We start from the raw sequence: 17,967 nt of genomic DNA on the forward strand, positions 1-17,967 counted from the left end.
CCGTCGCCTCACTGGCGGTGGGAAAGTGCGGTCCGCGTCCCGCACGCCTTGCCTTCTTCCCATGCGCCGAATCGTTCCTCTCCTGCTTCTCGCCGTGCTGTCGGTCACCGCCGGCGCCGGCTATCTCTGGGCGCGCCGCCCGGCCACCGACGTCGCGTCGGTGCCGGTGGTGCGCGCGAACATCGAATCGAGCGTGACGGCGCTCGGCACGCTGCAGCCGCGGCGCTACGTCGATGTGGGCGCGCAGGTCTCGGGGCAGATCCTGCGGCTGCTCGTGCAGCCGGGCGACGCCGTGCAGAAGGGACAGTTGCTGGTGGAGATCGACCCCAGCGTGCAGCGCGCGACCGTCGATGCGGGCCGGGCCTCGCTCGCGGGCCTGCGCGCGCAGCTGGCCGAGCAGCGCGCGCAGCACCGGCTCGCCGGGCAGCAGCACGCGCGCCAGCGCCGCATGGCCGCCGACGGCGCCACCCGCGAGGAAGACGTGCAGGGCGCCGAGGCCGCGCTCGCCTCGGCGGCCGCCCGCATCGACAACCTCGCCGCGCAGATCGCGCAGACCCAGGCCACGCTCAAGGCCGACGAGGCGCGCCTGGGCTACACGCGCATCTTTGCGCCGATGGCCGGCACGGTCGTCTCGGTCGAGGCGCGCGAGGGCCAGACCCTCAACGCCACCTACCAGACGCCGAACGTGCTGCGCATCGCCGACCTCTCGTCGATGACGGTGTGGTCCGAGGTGTCCGAGGCCGACGTGCGGCGCGTCAAGCCCGGCATGCCGGTCTACTTCACCACGCTGGGCGCCGACCAGCGCCGCTGGCACGGCAAGGTGCGCCAGCTGCTGCCCGCGCCGCCGACGCCGGCGCCCAAGGCCGGCGGCGCCGAGGGCGGCTCCGCGCCGCAGACGGCCGCGAGCAAGGTGGTGGTCTACACGGCGCTCTTCGACGTGGACAACGCCGATGGCGAACTCATGCCGCAGATGACCGCGCAGGTCGCCTTCGTCGAGGCGTCGGCCAAGGATGCGGTCTCGGTGCCCGCGAACGCGCTGGTGCCGGTGGCGGGCGGCCGCGCCGACCGCGCGGATCGGGCCTTGGTGCGCGTGCTGCATGCGGACGGATCGGTGCAGACGCGCGAGCTGCGCATCGGCGTGCGCAACCGCGTCGCCGCGCAGGTGCTCGACGGCGTGCAGGTGGGCGAGCGCATCGTCACCGTCACCGCCGAGCGCAAGGCGGCCAGGCCGTGACGCGCGAGGTGCCTGCGGCGGGCGTGCCGCTGATCGAGCTGCAGGACATCCGCAAGTCCTACGGACCCGCGAGCAGCGAAAGCACTGATGACGCCGAATCCCTGCCGCCGGCGATGGTGCTGCGCGGCATCTCGCTGAAGCTCTTCGCGGGCGAGTTCGTCGCCATCGTCGGCGCCTCGGGCTCGGGCAAGTCCACGCTCATGCACATCCTGGGGTGCCTGGACCGGCCCAGCAGCGGGCGCTATCTCTTCGAGGGCGAGGACGTGGCCGGCTTCGACGCCGACGCGCTCGCCTGGCTGCGCCGCGAGGCCTTCGGCTTCGTGTTCCAGGGCTACCACCTCGTGCCGACCGAGTCGGCGCGCGAGAACGTGGAGATTCCCGCGCTCTACGCCGGCATGCCCGAGGCCGAGCGCCGCGTGCGCGCCACCGCGCTGCTCGAGCGGCTGGCCATGGGCGCGCGGCTGGACCACCGGCCCAGCCAGCTCTCGGGCGGCCAGCAGCAGCGCGTGGCCATCGCGCGCGCGCTCATGAACGGCGGGCGCATCATCCTGGCCGACGAGCCCACCGGCGCGCTCGACAGCCAGAGCGGCGCCGAGGTGATGAAGCTGCTCAACGAGCTGGCCGACGCGGGCCACACGGTGATCCTCATCACGCACGACCGGAACGTGGCCGCGCAGGCGCGGCGCGTGATCGAGATCCGCGACGGGCAGATCGTGGCGGATTCGGGCGGTGCCCCGTCGGCCATTTCCGCTTCAACTGCTGCGCCGGCCGCACCGGCCGCACCGGCCGCATCGCGGCGCAACGCCCGCCACGCGCCCCAGGCCTCGCTCGCCGCCGACCTGCACGAGGCGGCCCGCGCCGCCTGGCGTGTGATGTGGAGCAACCGCTTTCGCACCGGCCTCACGCTGCTGGGCATCGTGATCGGGGTGGCCTCGGTGATCGCGATGCTCGCGGTGGGCAGCGGCTCGCAGCAGCAGGTGATGGCGCAGTTCGAGACCTTCGGCGTGCGCACCATGTTCGTGGCCGCGCGCGAGGGCAGCGTGCGCGCGCCCGGCGCGCCGCTCACGCTGGCCGACGTCGACACCGTGCGGGGCCTGGCGAACGTGGAGGCCGTGGCGCCCTACATCGAGGACCGCGTGGTCGTGCGCCGCGGCAACGTCGACCATGCGTCCGAGGGCGGCGGCACCACCGTGGGCTTTGCGCACGTGCTGGGCTGGGGCGTGAGCGAAGGCCTCATGTTCGAGGAGGCCGACGAGCAGCGCGTGGCCAAGGTCGCGGTCATCGGCCAGACCGTGCGGCGCGCGCTCTTCGCCGACGGCACCGACCCGATCGGGCAGGACGTGCTCATCGACAAGGTGCCCTTCCAGGTCGTGGGCGTGCTCGCCGCCAAGGGCACCAGCGACGGCGAGGACCAGGACGACCGCGTGGTCGTGCCGTTCTCGGCCGCCGCCGCGCGCCTCTTCGGGCACCAGAACCCGACCTGGATCGGCGTGCAGGTGCGCGACATGGAGCAGGCCACCCAGACGGCCGAGGCGATCGAGACCGAGCTGGCCGCGCGCCGCCGCGTGCGCGACGTGCGCGTGTGGAACCGGGTCGAGGCGATCCGCGTGCAGTCGGCCACCGCGCGCGCGATGACGATGATGCTCGGCCTGATCGCCGCGATCTCGCTGGTGGTGGGCGGCATCGGCGTGATGAACGTGATGCTGATGACGGTGCGCGAGCGCACGCGCGAAGTCGGCATCCGCATGGCGACCGGCGCGCGCCAGACCGACATCCTGCGCCAGTTCATGACCGAGGCGGTGCTGGTGACCTCCGTGGGCGGCACGGTGGGCGTGGCCGTGGGCCTTTTCATCGTCGCCGCGCTGATGCTGGCCGGCGTGCCGGTGGTGTTCTCGCTGCTCGCGAGCATCGGGGCCTTCGGCTGCGCGGTGCTCACGGGGCTCGTGTTCGGCTTCATGCCCGCGCGCAACGCGGCGCGGCTGGACCCGGTCGTGGCATTGGCGTCGCAATGAACCGATTCACACACCCGACCGGATCGCGCGGCTTCATGCCCCTGCTGAGCGTGTGCATGTGCGCACTGTTGTCCGGCTGCGCCGCGACGGCGAATGACTCGCAGCCGCAGGCCGTGGAGCCCCCCGCGGCGTGGCGCAACGCCCAGGCCGGCGCGAACGGCGCCGCCGCGGTCGATGCGCACTGGTGGCGCAGCTTCGGCAGCGGCGAACTCGACGCGCTGATCGAAGAGGCCCAATCCCGCAACCAGGACCTCGCGACGGCGCTGGCCCGCGTCGATGCCGCGCGGGCGCAGGCCCGCATCGCCGGGGCGGCCCTCGCGCCCGACCTCTCGGGCCGCCTCGATGCGGCCCGCGAAGCGCGCATGGGCGGCCGCGCGGACGTCGACGGCAACACCAGCTTCATCGGCTTCGCGGCAAGCTACGAGCTCGACCTCTGGGGGCGCCGCGGCGCGCTGCACCAGGAAGCATTGAAGGGCCTGCGCGCGAGCGAGTTCGACCGCGATGCGGTGCGCCTGGGCGTTGCGGCGGAGGTCGCCTCGTCGTGGCTGCAACTGCGCGGCCTGCGCGAGCGCGAAGCCATCGCACGAGACAACCTGGCGAACGCGCAGCGCGTGCTGCAGCTGGTGGAGGCGCGCAGCCGCGCCGGCGCGGTCACGCCGCTGGACCTTGCGCAGCAGCGCGGACTGGTCGCCGCGCGGCAGCGCGAGCTGGCGGCTTTGCAGCGACAGGCCAACGATGCCGAAACCGCGCTGGCGCTGTTGCTGGGTGCGCCGGCACTGCCGCCTGCATTGCGCGCCGAGCGGCAAGAGGGCGTACGGGGCGTGCAGGGCGCCACGCGTCTCGCATCGCTGAAGATGCCTTCGATCGATGCCGGCATTCCCGCACTGGCGCTCACCCGCCGCCCCGACATCGCGCGCGCCGAGGCCCGCCTGGCGGCGGCCGACGCGAACCTGCAGGCCGCGCGCGCGGCGCTGCTGCCGGGCGTGCGCCTCGGCGCCACCATCGGCCTGCAGGGGCAGGCGCCGGGCCGGCTGATCGACAACCCGCTCTACAGCCTCGCGGCCGGCGTCGTGGCGCCGATCTTCGACGGCGGGCGGCTGCGCGGCGAACGCGACCTGTCCGAAGCGCGGCGCAGCGAGCTCGTCGCGGGTTATCGGGCCGCGATCCTCGGCGCGCTGGCCGATGCGGAGACCGCGCTGAACGCCGTCGCGGGCACCGATGCGCAGGCCTTCGCGCAGGCGAAGGAGTTGCTGCAGGCGCGCCGCGCCGCAGAACTCTCGGAGTCGCGCTACCGCGCGGGCGCCGAGACGCTGCTGGTGCTGCTCGATGCGCAGCGCACGCTCTACGCCGCGCAGGATCTTGCCGTGCAGTTGCAGCAGCAGCGCCTGCAGGCGCGCGTTGCGCTGTACCGCGCGCTCGGCGGCGGATGGCGCGGCGATGCGGCCGCGCCGCTGGCGCAGGGCGGGGCCTGACGGCGCCGGACCGCGTGCACTGCGTCCTGCCCATGTGTGCGCCCGCTTCTTCGGAACAGTCCGGAATGAACATATGCCGCGCTCCTTCGTCAATACCAGAACGAGGTCGAATCCGGCCACAGACGAAGGCAGTCGACGATGACCACCCGAACCCATGTTCCTGCAAATCCTGCTTTCGATACGGCATGGGCGCTCTTCTGCCAGCTGCACGACACGCCCTCGCGCGCGCATGCAGACCAGCTCGTCGTCTGGCTGGCCGAGAGTCCCGGCCACGTGCGCGCGCTGGACGAGGCACTGACGCTGTGGGCGCTCGCGGGCGCCGCGCTGATGAAGCCCGTGCTCGACGAATCGCTGCGCGCGGGTCCCGACCTGCAGTGAGGGGCGCGGCGCCCGCGCATCCCTTGCCTTTTCTTTTTCTTCACGACGCAGGGCAGCCGGCGGCACGTTCCGCCGCGCCGTTCGCCCGTCATGCCCATCGAGGAACACCGTGAGAACCACATCCCCATCGCGCAGACATGCGTGGCGCCGCAGCGCGGCCATCGTTGCCTTCGCGGGCATCTTCATGGCGGGCGCGCCGGCCTGGGCCCGGCGCGAGGCTCCGTCTGAACCGGCATCGACGGCAGCCTCGATCGACATCCGCCGTACAGCCGACGGCATTCCCCACGTGCGCGCCGACAGCTGGCGCGGCCTGGGCATCGGCTACGGCCACGCACAGGCAGAGGACGCGCTGTGCACGCTGGCCGACCAGTTCGTCACGTTCAGGGGAGAGCGTTCGCTGCGCTTCGGTCCCGACGACAAACCGCCGACGCGCTCGACCTTCGGCCAGCCGAAGAACATCGATCTCGATTTCTTCTTCAAGGCCTTCGCGGACGCCGATGCCGTCGAAGCGTTTCGTCGCGAACAGCCGGCCGAGCTGAACGAACTCATCGCCGGCTACGCCGAGGGCTACAGCCGCTACGTGCGAACGCTCGCGACGCAAGCGCGGCGCGGCGGCAAGGCGCGCGCGCAGAACGCGTGCGCCGGGGCGCCCTGGGTCGGTGCCATCGAGCCGGACGACATCTATCGCCGCATGATCGCCGCCGGTCTTGCGGGCGGCTACGCGCGCTTCGTCTCCGAGATCGTCAATGCGAAGCCTGCTGCCACCGCCGCGGCGGCATCGCCCGCGCCGGCCGGCAAGCTTTCACTGCAATCGCGCCTGGACATTCCCGTGGGCGACGTGCGCGGCATCGGCAGCAACGTGCTGGCCTTCGGCCAGGCGGCGGCCGGCGAGCGCGGCGGCAGCGTGCTGTTCGGCAATCCGCACTGGTACTGGGGCGGGCCGGACCGCTTCTACCAGGTGCACCTCACGCTGCCGGGCAAGCTCGATGTGGCGGGCGTCTCGTTCCTGGGCATTCCGCTGATCATGATCGGCTTCAACAACGACGTGGCGTGGAGCCACACGGTGTCGTCCGCGCGGCGCTTCGGCCTGTTCCAGCTCGCCCTCGATGCGAAGGACCCCACGCGCTACATCGTCGATGGCGTCTCCGAGCCGATGCGCGGCGTGCCGCTGGCGGTGCAGGTGCGCCACGCCGACGGCACCACCGGCACCGTGCGCCGCACGCTCTACCGCACGCGCTTCGGTCCGGTGATCGACCTGGGCGCGCAGAACGAGGCGCTGGGCTGGGGCGCCGGCACCGCGCTCGCGATGCGCGACGTCAATGCGGCAAACCACCGCATCTTTCGCAACTTCTTTCGCTGGGACCAGGCCAGCTCGCTCGACGATTTCATCGAGGTCCAGCGGCAGGAAGCGGCGGTGCCCTGGGTCACCACCACCGCCATCGGCCGCGGTGACGGCCGCGCGTGGTTCTCCGAAGTGGGCGCCGTGCCCAACGTGCCCGACGACCTGCGCGAGGCCTGCGCCACGCCGATGTCCAGGGCCTTCGCCGCCATCGACCCCGGCACGCCGTTTCTCGATGGCAGCCGTTCGGCCTGCGAATGGAAGACCGACGCGGCCGCCGTGCAGCGCGGCGCGATGCCGGCGGCGCAGATGCCCGGCCTGCTGCGCGAGGACTACGTCGCCAACATGAACGGCAGCTACTGGCTGGCCAATCCGGCGCAGCCGCTGGCCGGCTTCGCGTCGATCCTCGGCGGCGAGGGCCAGCCGCTCACGCTGCGCGGGCGCGAAGGGCACCGCATCGCGGCCGAGCTGGCCGGCGCGGGCGCCGGTTCCGCGCAAAGCCTCGCGCAGCGCGTGATGCGAACGACGCTCGAGGGGCGCGCCTATTCGGCGGACCAGTACAAAAAGCCACTGCTCGACCGCGCCTGCGTGCCGGGCCGCGTCGAGTTCAAGCCCGATGCCCAGGCCAGGGCGCGGACGGTGGATGTGCGCCCGGCCTGCCAGGTGCTTCGCAACTGGCCGAACCGCGCCGACGCCGCGGACCGCGGCGCGCTGCTGTGGGACGCCTTCTGGACGCGCCTGCAGCAGATTCCGGAAGCCGAGCTGTACGCCAAGGCGTTCTCGGCCGATGCGCCGCTGCGCACGCCGGCCGACGTGAACGCCGCGGACCCGCGCGTCGCGCAGGCCCTTGCGGGCGCGGCCGACGACATGCGGCGCCGGGGCTGGGCGCTCGACGCGCCGCTGGGCAGCCAGCGCTTCGCGCGCAGCGGGGGCCGCGAGGTCGCCCTGTTCGGCGGCTGCGACACCGAGGGCTATTTCGCCGTGTCGTGCAGCGCGGACGGCGACTACAAGGGCGACTACACCATGGGCCCCACGTCGCACGGCAACAGCTACCTGCAGGTCGTCTGGTTCGACGGGCGTGGCGTGCACGCGCGCACGCTGCTGGCGCACGGCGAAAAGGAAACGGCAGTGGCAGGCGGCCAGGGCGCCGCGCCGGTCGCGCGCTATGCGAAGAAGGACTGGCTGCGCTTTCCCTTCCGCGAGGAAGACATCGCGCGCGATCCGTCGCTGGTGCGCAAGACGCTGCGGCCCTGAAGGCCGGCCGCGGTCAGCCGCGCTTGGGAATGTTCAATCCCGCTACGACCGCCGGCCGCGCGACGAACGCTTCGAGCACGCGCGCGACGTTCTTGAAATCCTTGAAGCCCACCAGGTCGCCCGCTTCGTAGAAGCCGATCAGGTTGCGGATCCACGGGAACGAGGCGATGTCGGCGATGGTGTAGTCGTCGCCCATGATCCACGCGCGATTCGCCAGGTGCTTGTCGAGCACGCCGAGCAGGCGCTTCGACTCGGCCACGTACCGGTCGCGCGGGCGCTTGTCTTCGTAGTCCTTGCCGGCGAACTTGTTGAAGAAGCCCAGCTGGCCGAACATCGGCCCGATGCCGCCCATCTGGAACATCACCCACTGGATGGTTTCGTAGCGGCCGGCGGCGTCCTGCGGCATGAACTTGCCGGTCTTCTCGGCGAGATAGACGAGGATCGCGCCCGACTCGAACAGCGCGAGCGGCTTGCCGCCCGGGCCGTCGGGGTCCAGGATCGCCGGGATCTTGTTGTTCGGGTTGAGCGACAGGAACTCCGGCGACATCTGGTCCTGCGTCTCGAAGCTCACCAGGTGTGGCTCGTAGGCGAGGCCGGTTTCCTCCAGCATGATCGACACCTTCACGCCGTTGGGCGTGGGCAGCGAGTACAGCTGCAGGCGTTCAGGGTGCTGGGCTGGCCATTTCTTGGTGATGGGAAAGCTCGAGAGATCGGTCATGGGTGTTCCTGAAAAAGCGCAAGCGGGGGATTCTGCCCCCGCTGCGTTTCAGGTGCCCGGTGTCGGATGCCCTCAGGTGCCCTCAGGTGCCCTCAGATGCCCAGCCAGCGCATCGTGTCCGCCTCTGCATCGCCCGATGCGGGAACGAAGGCCGTGTAGTTCGCCGCGGCGAGCGCGCGCTTGCCGGCATCGCTCTGGCTGAGCCCGATCAGCGTCTCGCGCACCGTGGCCGCGACGGCGGCATCGGTCTTGGTGGACAGGAGCCACTGCTTGACGGGCACGGCCCGCGATTCCGCGCAGACCTTGCCGCCGCCGTCGGTCCAGGTCTTGACCACGCCCGCCGACGCGGTGGCGCCGTAGGCGGCAAAGCCGTTGGTCACGTAGAAGGGCACGGCGTCCTGGAAGCGCGTGTTGGTCACCTTGACCGCCGACTCCGCCACGCCGTGCTCGCGCAGCATCGCGCGCGTGATCACCGAGGTGATCGAGTCCACGTCGGGCAGCACCAGGCTCTTGCCCGCCACGTCCTTCCAGTTGGAGATGGGCTGCTGCTTGCACAGGAACGAGACCTTGTAGTCGGTGAAGCCCGCGGTCCAGGCCACCGCCTTGTAGTTGCCCGACTTGATGCCCTCCAGCGCCACGTGCGCGGGGTGGATGAAGACCAGGTCGACTTCCTTCTTCTTCATGGCCTCGCGCGCGCTGTTGTACGAGATCAGCACCTTCACCGTCACCGGCTGCTTGAGCGCCTTGCTCAGGGCTTCGGCAATGAGCTCGAAGCGCGGCGCGATCTGCGCCTCGGTGACCTGGTAGCTCACGCCTTCGGTCACGCCGATCACCAGCGCGTGGGCCGAGGCGCCGGCCGTGACGAGGAGCGCCGCCAGAGCGCGCGCGGCCGTGCGAAGCGACGGGGAAAGGGGGCGGAGTTGCATCGAGAGCTTTCTTTCGGATTGTGGCCAGATTGTTACAACATGTTTGTTCCGATCATAGACAGCCGAAAGGGCGGCGGCCTCACGGGTTAGTACTAAGGGCAACAGTTTTGCGGCAACCGCGCAACGCCCGCAGCTATCTCGTTCGGAGATACGCAGGTCTTCAATCCATATGAATCTTGCGCGTTAACCCGCTGCGGCGAGGCCGGGTGGCGCCGCGACCATCGTCTGCACAACGAAAGCGAGACACCACCCATGAGCACTCCCGCAATGACACAGCCCTACGAGGGCCGCTTCGACAGCACCTCCGACGCGGTCTACCGCAAGGTCAGCTGGCGCCTGATTCCGCTGCTGTTCCTCTGCTACATCGTGGCCTACCTGGACCGCGTGAACGTCGGCTTCGCCAAGCTGCAGATGCAGGGCGACCTGCAGTTCAGCGAGGCGGTGTATGGCCTGGGTGCAGGCATCTTCTTCGTCGGCTACTTCCTCTTCGAGGTGCCGAGCAACGTGGTGCTGCACCGCGTGGGCGCGCGCCGCTGGATCGCGCGGATCATGGTCACCTGGGGCCTCCTGTCGGCAGCCACGATGTTCGTGAGTTCGCCGATGTCGTTCTACGTCATTCGCTTCTTGCTCGGCGCGGCCGAGGCGGGCTTCTTCCCCGGGATCATCCTGTACCTCACCTACTGGTACCCGGCCGCGCGGCGCGGCAAGGCGACCTCGCTGTTCCTCGCGGCGATTCCGTTCGCGGGCATCCTGGGCGGGCCGATCTCGGGCTGGATATTGCAGGGCATGAACGGCGTGCACGGCTGGGCGGGATGGCAGTGGCTCTTCCTGCTGCAGGGCCTGCCGACCGTGGCGCTCGGCGTGGTCGTGTGGCGCTACCTGGACGACCGCGTGAAGGACGCGCAATGGCTCACGCCGGCCGAGCGCGAGCTCATCGCCCGCGACATCGCGGCCGAAGACGCGGGCAAGCCGGAAGCGAAGATCCTCACCGTGCTCGCCAACCCGCGCGTGTGGCTCTTGGCGCTGGTGTACTTCTCGTTCGTCTCGGGGCTCTACGGCATCTCGTTCTGGCTGCCGAGCATCATCAAGGCGATCGGCGTGAAGGGTGCGCTGGACATCGGCCTGGTGAGCGCCATCCCCTGGGCCTTCGGCGTCGTCGCGATGTACCTGGTGGCGCGCAGTGCCGACCGGCGCCTGGAGTACCGCTGGCACAGCGCCATCGCGGCCGTGGTCGGCGCCGTCGGGCTGGTGCTGAGCGTGGCCTTCCACGGCAACGCGGTGTATGCGATGGCCGGGCTCACGCTCGCCACGATGGGCATCATGGCGACGCTGCCGATCTTCTGGGGCATGCCCACTGCGTTCCTCGGCGGCGCGGCGGCCGCGGCGGGCATCGCCTTCATCAATTCCTTCGGCAACCTCTCGGGCTTCAGCGCGCCTTTCATGATCGGCCTGATCAAGGACGCGACGCAGAGCACCGACGCGGGCCTGCACATGCTGGCCGCGCTGCTCGTCATCGGCACGGTGCTCGTGCTTTTCGTCAAGCCGCCAGCCGCTTCGTCCCTCAAGCGCTGAGGCGATCCCCGCACCGCGGCATTCGCCCGCGGTGCTTCTCCAGAGTTCAGGAAAGAAGACCCCATGGATGCGGTTGTGAGTTCCCCTGCGCGCGCGAAACGCCGCGCCCCCTCGAGCGAGCTGCTCGCGCTGCTGCAGCGCCGCTTCGGCGAACGCTGCTCGACCAGCCAGGCCGTGCTGCTGCAGCACGGCACCGACGAATCGGCGTACCTGCCGCAGCCGCCCGACGCGGTCGTCTTCGTGCAGAGCACCGACGAGGTGGCCTTCGTCGTCAGGGCCTGTGCGCGGGAGCGCGTGCCGGTCATCGGCTTCGGCGTGGGCTCGTCGGTCGAAGGGCACCTGCTCGCGGTGGAGGGCGGCGTGTGCGTCGACTTCTCGCAGATGAACAAGGTGCTGGCCATCCGCCCCGGCGACCTCACGGCCACGGTCGAGGCGGGCGTGACGCGGGGGCAACTGAACGCGGCGCTGCTGGAGACCGGCTTCTTCTTCTCCGTCGATCCGGGGGCGGACGCCTCCATCGGCGGCATGGTCGCGACGGCGGCCTCGGGCACGAACACCGTGCGCTACGGCACGATGCGCGACAACCTCCTGAGCCTCACGGTGGTCACCGCGAACGGCGACGTGGTGCGCACCGCATCGCAGGCGCGCAAGAGCTCGGCGGGCTACAACCTCACGCAGCTGTACTGCGGCTCCGAAGGCACGCTGGGCCTCATCACCGAGGTGACCGTGCGGCTGCATCCGCACCCCGAGGCCTATGCGGCGGCGGTGGTGCATTTCCCGACGGTGGCGGCTGCGGTCGATTGCGTGATCGAGTCGATCCAGATGGGCGTGCCGCTCGCGCGTGCCGAGATGCTGGACGCGCTCACCATCCGCGCCGTCAACGCGCACAGCCGCACCGCGCTCGCCGAGAACCCCACGCTGTTCCTCGAATTCGGCGCAAGCAAGACGCAGATCGACGAGCAGTCGGACATCGTGCGCGAGATCGCGGCCAATCACGGCGGCGGCGAGTTCCAGTGGGCCCATCTGCAGGAGGAGCGATCGCGCCTCTGGACGCCGCGCCACCACGCCTACTTCGCGTGCCTGCAGCTGAAGGCCGGCAGCCGCAGCCTCACCACCGATGCCTGCGTGCCGCTCTCGGCGCTCGCGCAGTGCGTGGAAGAAACGCAGGCCGACATCGCCGAGCATGGCCTGCTCGCGCCCGTGTTCGGCCACGTGGGCGACGGCAATTTCCATTGCCTTGTGCTGGTCGATCCGAACGACGCGGCCGAGAACGAAGCCGCCGAAGACTTCAGCCACCGGCTCGTGCAGCGCGCGCTGCGCCATGGCGGCACATCGACCGGCGAGCACGGCGTGGGCCTTCACAAGATGCAGTACCTCGTCGAGGAACACGGCGTGCACACCGTCGGGCTGATGCGCGCCATCAAGCAGGCGCTGGACCCGCATGACATCTTCAACCCCGGAAAGATCATCGGCCCGGCCGAGGCTGTCCACACCCACCAGGAGACATGAAAAATGAACACCAGGCACACGCTCACCGCGATCGCGGTCGTCATGTTTGCGGCCGGTTGCGGCGGAGGCGGGGCCAACGGGGGCTTCTCGCCGCTGCTGCCTCCGGCCGCTCCTCCCGCACCGCCTCCCGCTGCACCGCCGCCGCCAGCCATGTCGCTCGCCGAGAAATGCCCCACGCTGAAGGGGCAGACGCTGGCAGGCGGCGCGGTCGCCATCGACGATGCGAAGCTCGTCGCCGCATCGGCGCCGCAGCCCGAGTACTGCGTGGTGACCGCGAGCTTCAAGGGCTCCGCGCTGCGCTTCGAGGCGCGCCTTCCCACCGCGGATTGGAACGGCAAGCTCGCCTTCATCGGCGGCGGCGGCTTCGATGGCCAGATGCCCACGGCCACCGCGGCGCAGTTCAGCGAATCGATCTTCACCGAGCGCTACGCGACCGTCGGCACCAACGGCGGCTATGACTACCCGGGCGCGACAGATCTGAACTACTTCAAGGGCGAGTTCGCGCTCGACGATGCCAAGCTGCTTGACTTCACCCAGCAGTCCGAGCACCGCGCGCTGCCGCCGGGCAAGGAGGTGATCGCGCAGTTCTTCGGCACCGCGCCCACGCGCAGCTACTTCGAAGGCTGCTCGATGGGCGGGCACGACGCGATGATGCAGGCCCAGCGCTTTCCCGACGACTTCGACGGCATCGTGGCGCGCGCGCCGGCCGGCAACATCATGGGCCTGTTCATGCAGTTCAACCGCATCGCCAAGCAGGTGCGCGTGCCGGCCAATACGCTGAATCCGGCCAAGCAGACGCTGCTGGCCAACGCGGTGCTCGCGCAATGCGACGGGCTCGACGGCGTGGCGGACGGCATCATCTCCAAGCCCGCGGCATGCACCTTCGATGCGACGGCGCTGCGCTGCGCGGCCGGTGCGGACACGGGCGACAGTTGCCTGTCGGATGCGCAGATCGCCACCGTCAACACCATCACCTCGCCGGTCGCGACGTCGGATGGCGCGTGGTCGCACGCGGGCTACAACTTCGGCGCGGAGAACTCGCCCAAGGGCTGGGGCGAGTACATCTGGCCGCAGGCGGCATTTGGCGGCGCGTCGGTGCAGGGCCTGTTCTCCGATGGCTTCGTGCGCTCGTTCATCACGCGCGATGCGGCCTTCGACACCAGCACCTGGAATGCGGACCAGTGGCTCGCGCGCATGGGCGTCATCGGCGGCCTGTTCAGCGCGGCCGATCCGGATCTGAATCGGCTGCATGCGCACGGCGCGAAGCTGATCATGTGGAACGGCACCAACGACACCTCGGTGAGCGCGCGCGACAACGCGCATTACTACGAGCAGGTGGTGAGCACCCTGGGCGCGCAGAAGGCGGACGAGACGGTCGAGCTGTTCCTTGCGCCCGGCGTGGGCCATTGCTTCGGCGGCGCGGGGCCCGACAAGGTCGACCTGCTCAAGGCGATGTCCACCTGGGTGGAGCAGGGCGTGCCCGCCTCGGCGCAGAAGCTGGTGCACCGCAAGGTCGATGCGGCAGGCGCCACCACGATGGCGCGCCCGATGTGCAAGTACCCCGCGTACCCGCGCTACAAGGGCGCGGGCGACGTGAACGATGCGGCGAGCTTCGATTGCGTGAATTGAAGGGGCGCACAGAAAAACCGTCACCCTAGAATGACCGGCCGCCCCTGCACCCCCGCAGCGTGCGGCCGGAGACACGCCGATGGAGTTGCGCCAGTTCAAGTATTTCGTCGCCATCGTCGATTGCGGCAGCCTCTCGCGCGCGGCCCAGCAGCTCTTCGTGGCGCAGTCGGCGCTCAGCAAGCAGATGGCCGAGCTCGAAGGCGAGCTGGGCACCCAGCTGCTGCTGCGCAGCCGCAACGGCGTGGCCGTCACCGAAGCGGGCAAGGTCTTCTACGAATACGCGCAGGGCATCACCAAGCAGGTGGGCGATGCGAAGGCCGCGGTGCATGTGGCGGCCGATTCGGTGGTCGGCTCGGTGGTGGCCGCGCTGCCGCAGAGCGTGTCGCCGATGATCGCGCTGCCGCTCATGCGCGCGGCCGCCAGGCGCTACCCCGACGTGGTGTTTCACCTCAACGAAGAGCTCACCGGCAACATGGCCGACCAGCTGCTGCGTGGCCGCGTCGACGTGGCGATCTTCTCGCCCACCATGCCCGCCGAAGACATCGCCTTCACGCCGCTCGTCGAAGAGGATTTCGTCTTTCTCGAATCGCCGCAAGACCCGCGCGCCTTGCCGCCGGGCGACGTGAGCATCGCGCAGGCCACGGCGCGTCCGCTGGTGTGGCCCGCCAATGCGCATGGCCACTGCACGCGCTGGCTGGTGGATGCGGTGCTCGAGGCGGCGGGCCAGCCGGCGGCGCGCGTTGCCGCGGAAATCAACTCGGTCTACACGCTCAAGGCCGCGGTGGAAGCGGGGCTCGGCGCGACCATCATGCCGCTCGGCCTCGCGCAGCGCGAGGTGCGCGAAGACCGCTTGCGGGCGCACCGCATCGATTCGCCCGCGATGTTCCGAACGCTCGGGCTGTGCGTGTCGGTGCACCTGCCGACGACCAATGCGAAGCGTGCGATCTGCACGTTGATCAGCGACGTGATTCGCGACCTGTGCACCAGCGGCCAGTGGGAAGGCACGCGGCTGGCGGCACCGGCCGGCAAGCCGAAACGGGCCTAGCCGCCCAGGACTCACGCCTTGCGCTTGCGCGCAACGGCCTTGGCGGCAGGAACAGGTGCCGGTGCGGTGGCGGCGAACAGCCGCGAGATGGAGTGCCGCACCGCCGCTTGCATTTCCTCGATGGCCTTCGCATCGCCCGACAGGTGCTTGAGCAGCGCCTGCTGGAAGAGGCCGTCGAAAAGCGCATAGGTGGCCGAAGGCGGCAGCCCGGGCGCTTCGCCCGAGAGCTCGGCGAAGCGGCTCATGATGCGCCAGATCATGTCTTCCAGGCTCTTGTCGATGTGCACCACGTCGTCATGGAAGGCCTTCTCGAAGAGCGCCTGCGAGCGCAGGTCGTACCAGAGCCGGTGCACGTGGCCTTCGTCGCGCAGCGTGTCGCCCAGGCTCTGCAGGAAACCTTCCATCAGCTCGTCGTAGCTGGTGGCGCTGTCCACCGCATGGTCGTAGCGCGTGACGCAGCGCGCCTTGTACTGCTTGACGCTGCAGATGATCAGGTCGACCTTGTCGCTGAAGTAGTAGTGCAGCACGCCGTGCGAGAACTCCGAGTTCTGCGCGATCTCGCGAAGGCTCGTGCGTGCGTAGCCGAGCGTGGCCAGGGTGGTGAGGGCCGCTTCGCCGAGTTCGGCGCGCCGCTCGGCGAACTTGTCCACCCGTGTCTTGGGTACGCGCGCGGCGTGTTTCTTTACCCGTTCATGTGACGTCATTTCGAGCCCGGCCGCATGGCATGCCGGCCGCCGTGTTTCCTGATGATTGCAAACCATAGCACGCATGCGGGAGAAGGCCCACATCCTGTGACATGCATGCCATTTTATGAAATCTTGACAGTTGTCAAAAGAAACCTTGACACCCGTCAAGTCGATTTCTAGGATGCCCCTTCCATCTCAACAACATATCGACAGGAGACAAGTGATGGCCAAGTTCGACTTGAAAGGGCGCAAGGCCCTGGTGACGGGTGGCGCGCGCGGCATTGGCGCGAGCATTGCCGAAGCGCTCGTGCAGGCAGGCGCCTCGGTGATGATCGGCGACGTGCTCGCCGACGTGGGGCGCGGCACGGCGCAGCGACTCTCCGCCTCGGGCGCTAAGGTGGGCTTCGTCCCACTGGACGTGACCAAGGACGGCGACTGGGCCGCCGCCGCCGAGACCACGGTGAAGGAGCTGGGCGGCTTCGACATCCTCGTGAACAACGCCGGCATCGAGATCACCTCGCTGGTGATCGACGTGGACGGCGACGACCTGCGCCGCATGCTCGACGTGAACGTGGCCGGCACGCTCTTGGGCATGAAGCACGCGTTCCGCGCGATGCGCCCCGGCGGCAGCGCGGGCAACGGCGGTGCGGTGGTGAACATCGCATCGGTCGCGGCCACCATCGCGTTCCCCGCGATCGCCGGTTATTCCGCCACCAAGTCCGCCGTCGACCGCGCCACGCGCGTGGCCGCGATGGAGTCCGGAAAGCTGGGCTACGGCGTGCGCGTGAACTGCATCTATCCGGGCCTCGTGCCCACCGACATGGGCATGAAGCTCGCCAGCGACATCGTGGCCGCGGGTCTCGCGCCAAGCGTCGAGGCCGCGGTCGGCGACGTGATCGGCCAGACGCCGCTCGGGCGCCTGGGCGAAGTCGGCGACATGGCCGACGTGGTGGTCTTCCTCTGCTCCGATGCTGCCCGGTTCATCACCGGCGCGGGCCTCGCGGTGGATGGCGGCATGGGCATGTGATCAAGCAAAAAAAGGAGAGACAACCATGAGCAGCAGCAAGAAGAAACCCGTCGTCGTCTACGGCGCCTCCGGCTACACCGGGCGCCTCGTGTGCGAGTACCTGCGCGAGTACAACATCCCCTTCGTCGCGGCGGGCCGCAGCAAGGAGAAGCTGGACGCGGCGATGAAGTCCCACGTGCCCGGCATCGAGACCGCGAACTACGAGGTGGTGGAGGTCGCGCATTCGGTCAGCGCGCTCACCGAGCTCTTCACTGGCGCCTCGGTGGTGCTCAACACGGTGGGGCCGTTCGCCAAGTTCGGGCCCGAGGTGGTCGAGGCGTGTCTCGCGGCCGGGTGCCACTACACGGACACCACGGGCGAGCAGGACTGGCTCATCACGCTCGAGGAGAAATTCGGCGCCAAGTTCGCCGACGCGGGGCTCCTTCTTTCGCCCGGCCTTGCGCACATGTACACCACCGGCGAGATCGCCGCGCAGCTGTGCCTGGAGACGCCCGGCCTCGACACGCTGGACATTGCCGTGTTCTGGGGCGGCAGCCCGACCATCGCGTCCACGCAGACCATCCTGGTGAACGCGGCCACCTCCAAGGCCTATTACCTGGAGCAGAACGAGTACGCGGAGTGGCAGCCCGACGCGGGCCTCTACCACCTGTCGATTCCGGGCCAGCACGAGGCGGCGCTTGCGCTGCCCTGGGGCGGCACCTCGCACCCGGTGTGGTTCAAGCGCGATCCGCGCGTGGCCAACGTGAAGGTGCTCGGCGGCGTCTTCAACAAGGCGCTGATGCAGGGCGTGCCGCAGATCGTGGCCGCCGCGCTCAAGGCCACCGAGGGCATGAACGAGGAGGACCGCTACGCGGCCCTCGCGCAGACGGCCGCGGGCGTCATGAACACCATGCCGCCGCGCGAGAACCCGCGCATCAACAAGTCCGTCGATTCGGTGCATGCATCGGGGCCGCTGGGCCGTGTGCACTGCGTGATCTTCGGCAACTGCAACTACAAGCAAACCGGCTTGCTGCAGGCCTATGCGGCGGCCTCGCTGCTGCAGCAGGCACCGCGCCGCGCGGGCTTCGCCTCGGGCTGCCAGGCCTTCGGGCATCGCGAGCTGCTGGGTGCGCTGCGCGGCTTCGGGCTGGTGCAGGAGCCCATGCTCACGCGGATGGGTTGAGCGC

The 17,967-nt window shown here is 69.8% G+C and carries 14 protein-coding genes; 11 read left to right on the top strand and 3 right to left on the bottom strand.

What is annotated here, in order from left to right:
- Positions 1–61 precede the first annotated feature (61 nt).
- From JC881_RS28425 to JC881_RS28445, 5 genes are all read left to right on the top strand, one after another.
- Positions 62–1,234, top strand: coding sequence for an efflux RND transporter periplasmic adaptor subunit (locus tag JC881_RS28425; protein WP_198789089.1), 1,173 nt, complete (start codon positions 62–64; stop codon positions 1,232–1,234).
- Positions 1,231–3,246: a MacB family efflux pump subunit gene (locus JC881_RS28430; protein WP_332875306.1), complete on the top strand. Its 2,016-nt coding sequence runs from the start codon at positions 1,231–1,233 to the stop codon at positions 3,244–3,246. The genes JC881_RS28425 and JC881_RS28430 overlap by 4 nt, the downstream gene beginning before the upstream one ends.
- The gene (locus tag JC881_RS28435) at positions 3,243–4,718 is read left to right on the top strand and encodes an efflux transporter outer membrane subunit (protein WP_233102096.1); all 1,476 of its coding nucleotides are present in this window, start codon (positions 3,243–3,245) and stop codon (positions 4,716–4,718) included. Before JC881_RS28430 ends, JC881_RS28435 begins: the two co-directional genes overlap by 4 nt.
- 138 nt (positions 4,719–4,856) lie before the next feature.
- Positions 4,857–5,096, top strand: a complete 240-nt coding sequence (locus tag JC881_RS28440; RefSeq protein ID WP_198789091.1) for a hypothetical protein — start codon at positions 4,857–4,859, stop codon at positions 5,094–5,096.
- A 109-nt stretch (positions 5,097–5,205) separates the two neighbouring features.
- Positions 5,206–7,689, top strand: coding sequence for a penicillin acylase family protein (locus JC881_RS28445; protein WP_332875307.1), 2,484 nt, complete (start codon positions 5,206–5,208; stop codon positions 7,687–7,689).
- 13 nt (positions 7,690–7,702) lie between these two features.
- Here JC881_RS28445 and JC881_RS28450 read toward each other — a convergent pair whose 3' ends face one another.
- Positions 7,703–8,407, bottom strand: coding sequence for a glutathione S-transferase N-terminal domain-containing protein (locus JC881_RS28450; RefSeq protein WP_198789092.1), 705 nt, complete (start codon positions 8,405–8,407; stop codon positions 7,703–7,705).
- Positions 8,408–8,499: 92 nt separating this feature from the next.
- Entirely contained in the window at positions 8,500–9,333 is an 834-nt protein-coding gene (locus JC881_RS28455) for a phosphate/phosphite/phosphonate ABC transporter substrate-binding protein (RefSeq protein WP_198789094.1), read from the bottom strand.
- Positions 9,334–9,585: 252 nt separating this feature from the next.
- Here JC881_RS28455 and JC881_RS28460 point away from each other — a divergent pair, with 252 nt between their 5' ends.
- The 4 genes from JC881_RS28460 to JC881_RS28475 all read left to right on the top strand — a co-directional run bounded on the left by JC881_RS28460 (position 9,586) and on the right by JC881_RS28475 (position 15,088).
- A complete protein-coding gene (locus tag JC881_RS28460) occupies positions 9,586–10,905 on the top strand; it encodes an MFS transporter (RefSeq protein WP_198789096.1) in 1,320 nt (439 codons plus the stop codon).
- A gap of 63 nt (positions 10,906–10,968) precedes the next feature.
- Positions 10,969–12,414: an FAD-binding oxidoreductase gene (locus tag JC881_RS28465; protein WP_198789098.1), complete on the top strand. Its 1,446-nt coding sequence runs from the start codon at positions 10,969–10,971 to the stop codon at positions 12,412–12,414.
- A gap of 3 nt (positions 12,415–12,417) precedes the next feature.
- Positions 12,418–14,043, top strand: coding sequence for a tannase/feruloyl esterase family alpha/beta hydrolase (locus JC881_RS28470; RefSeq protein WP_198789100.1), 1,626 nt, complete (start codon positions 12,418–12,420; stop codon positions 14,041–14,043).
- A gap of 79 nt (positions 14,044–14,122) precedes the next feature.
- Positions 14,123–15,088, top strand: coding sequence for a LysR substrate-binding domain-containing protein (locus JC881_RS28475; RefSeq protein WP_198789102.1), 966 nt, complete (start codon positions 14,123–14,125; stop codon positions 15,086–15,088).
- An 11-nt stretch (positions 15,089–15,099) separates the two neighbouring features.
- On the opposite strand, the gene JC881_RS28480 is transcribed toward JC881_RS28475, so the two are convergent.
- Positions 15,100–15,738 carry a TetR/AcrR family transcriptional regulator gene (locus JC881_RS28480; RefSeq protein WP_332875308.1) on the bottom strand — a complete coding sequence of 213 codons (639 nt, stop codon included), beginning with the start codon at positions 15,736–15,738 and terminating at the stop codon, positions 15,100–15,102.
- A gap of 259 nt (positions 15,739–15,997) precedes the next feature.
- Here JC881_RS28480 and JC881_RS28485 point away from each other — a divergent pair, with 259 nt between their 5' ends.
- Entirely contained in the window at positions 15,998–16,801 is an 804-nt protein-coding gene (locus JC881_RS28485; protein WP_198789106.1) for an SDR family NAD(P)-dependent oxidoreductase, read from the top strand.
- Between the two features lie 25 nt (positions 16,802–16,826).
- Positions 16,827–17,963, top strand: coding sequence for a DUF5938 domain-containing protein (locus JC881_RS28490; protein ID WP_198789108.1), 1,137 nt, complete (start codon positions 16,827–16,829; stop codon positions 17,961–17,963).
- Positions 17,964–17,967 lie beyond the last annotated feature (4 nt).

The organism is Variovorax sp. IB41 (assembly GCF_016405905.1).
In the GTDB taxonomy this organism is placed as follows: domain Bacteria; phylum Pseudomonadota; class Gammaproteobacteria; order Burkholderiales; family Burkholderiaceae_C; genus Variovorax.

Bases quoted from the DNA above. Each gene is read 5' to 3' on its own strand.
- JC881_RS28425 (WP_198789089.1), top strand. From the start codon at position 62: ATGCGCCGAATCGTTCCTCTCCTGCTTCTCGCCGTGCTGTCGGTCACC.
- JC881_RS28450 (WP_198789092.1), bottom strand. From the start codon at position 8,407: ATGACCGATCTCTCGAGCTTTCCCATCACCAAGAAATGGCCAGCCCAG.
- JC881_RS28460 (WP_198789096.1), top strand. From the start codon at position 9,586: ATGAGCACTCCCGCAATGACACAGCCCTACGAGGGCCGCTTCGACAGC.
- JC881_RS28455 (WP_198789094.1), bottom strand. From the start codon at position 9,333: ATGCAACTCCGCCCCCTTTCCCCGTCGCTTCGCACGGCCGCGCGCGCT.
- JC881_RS28490 (WP_198789108.1), top strand. From the start codon at position 16,827: ATGAGCAGCAGCAAGAAGAAACCCGTCGTCGTCTACGGCGCCTCCGGC.
- JC881_RS28475 (WP_198789102.1), top strand. From the start codon at position 14,123: ATGGAGTTGCGCCAGTTCAAGTATTTCGTCGCCATCGTCGATTGCGGC.
- JC881_RS28485 (WP_198789106.1), top strand. From the start codon at position 15,998: ATGGCCAAGTTCGACTTGAAAGGGCGCAAGGCCCTGGTGACGGGTGGC.
- JC881_RS28465 (WP_198789098.1), top strand. From the start codon at position 10,969: ATGGATGCGGTTGTGAGTTCCCCTGCGCGCGCGAAACGCCGCGCCCCC.
- JC881_RS28470 (WP_198789100.1), top strand. From the start codon at position 12,418: ATGAACACCAGGCACACGCTCACCGCGATCGCGGTCGTCATGTTTGCG.
- JC881_RS28440 (WP_198789091.1), top strand. From the start codon at position 4,857: ATGACCACCCGAACCCATGTTCCTGCAAATCCTGCTTTCGATACGGCA.
- JC881_RS28435 (WP_233102096.1), top strand. From the start codon at position 3,243: ATGAACCGATTCACACACCCGACCGGATCGCGCGGCTTCATGCCCCTG.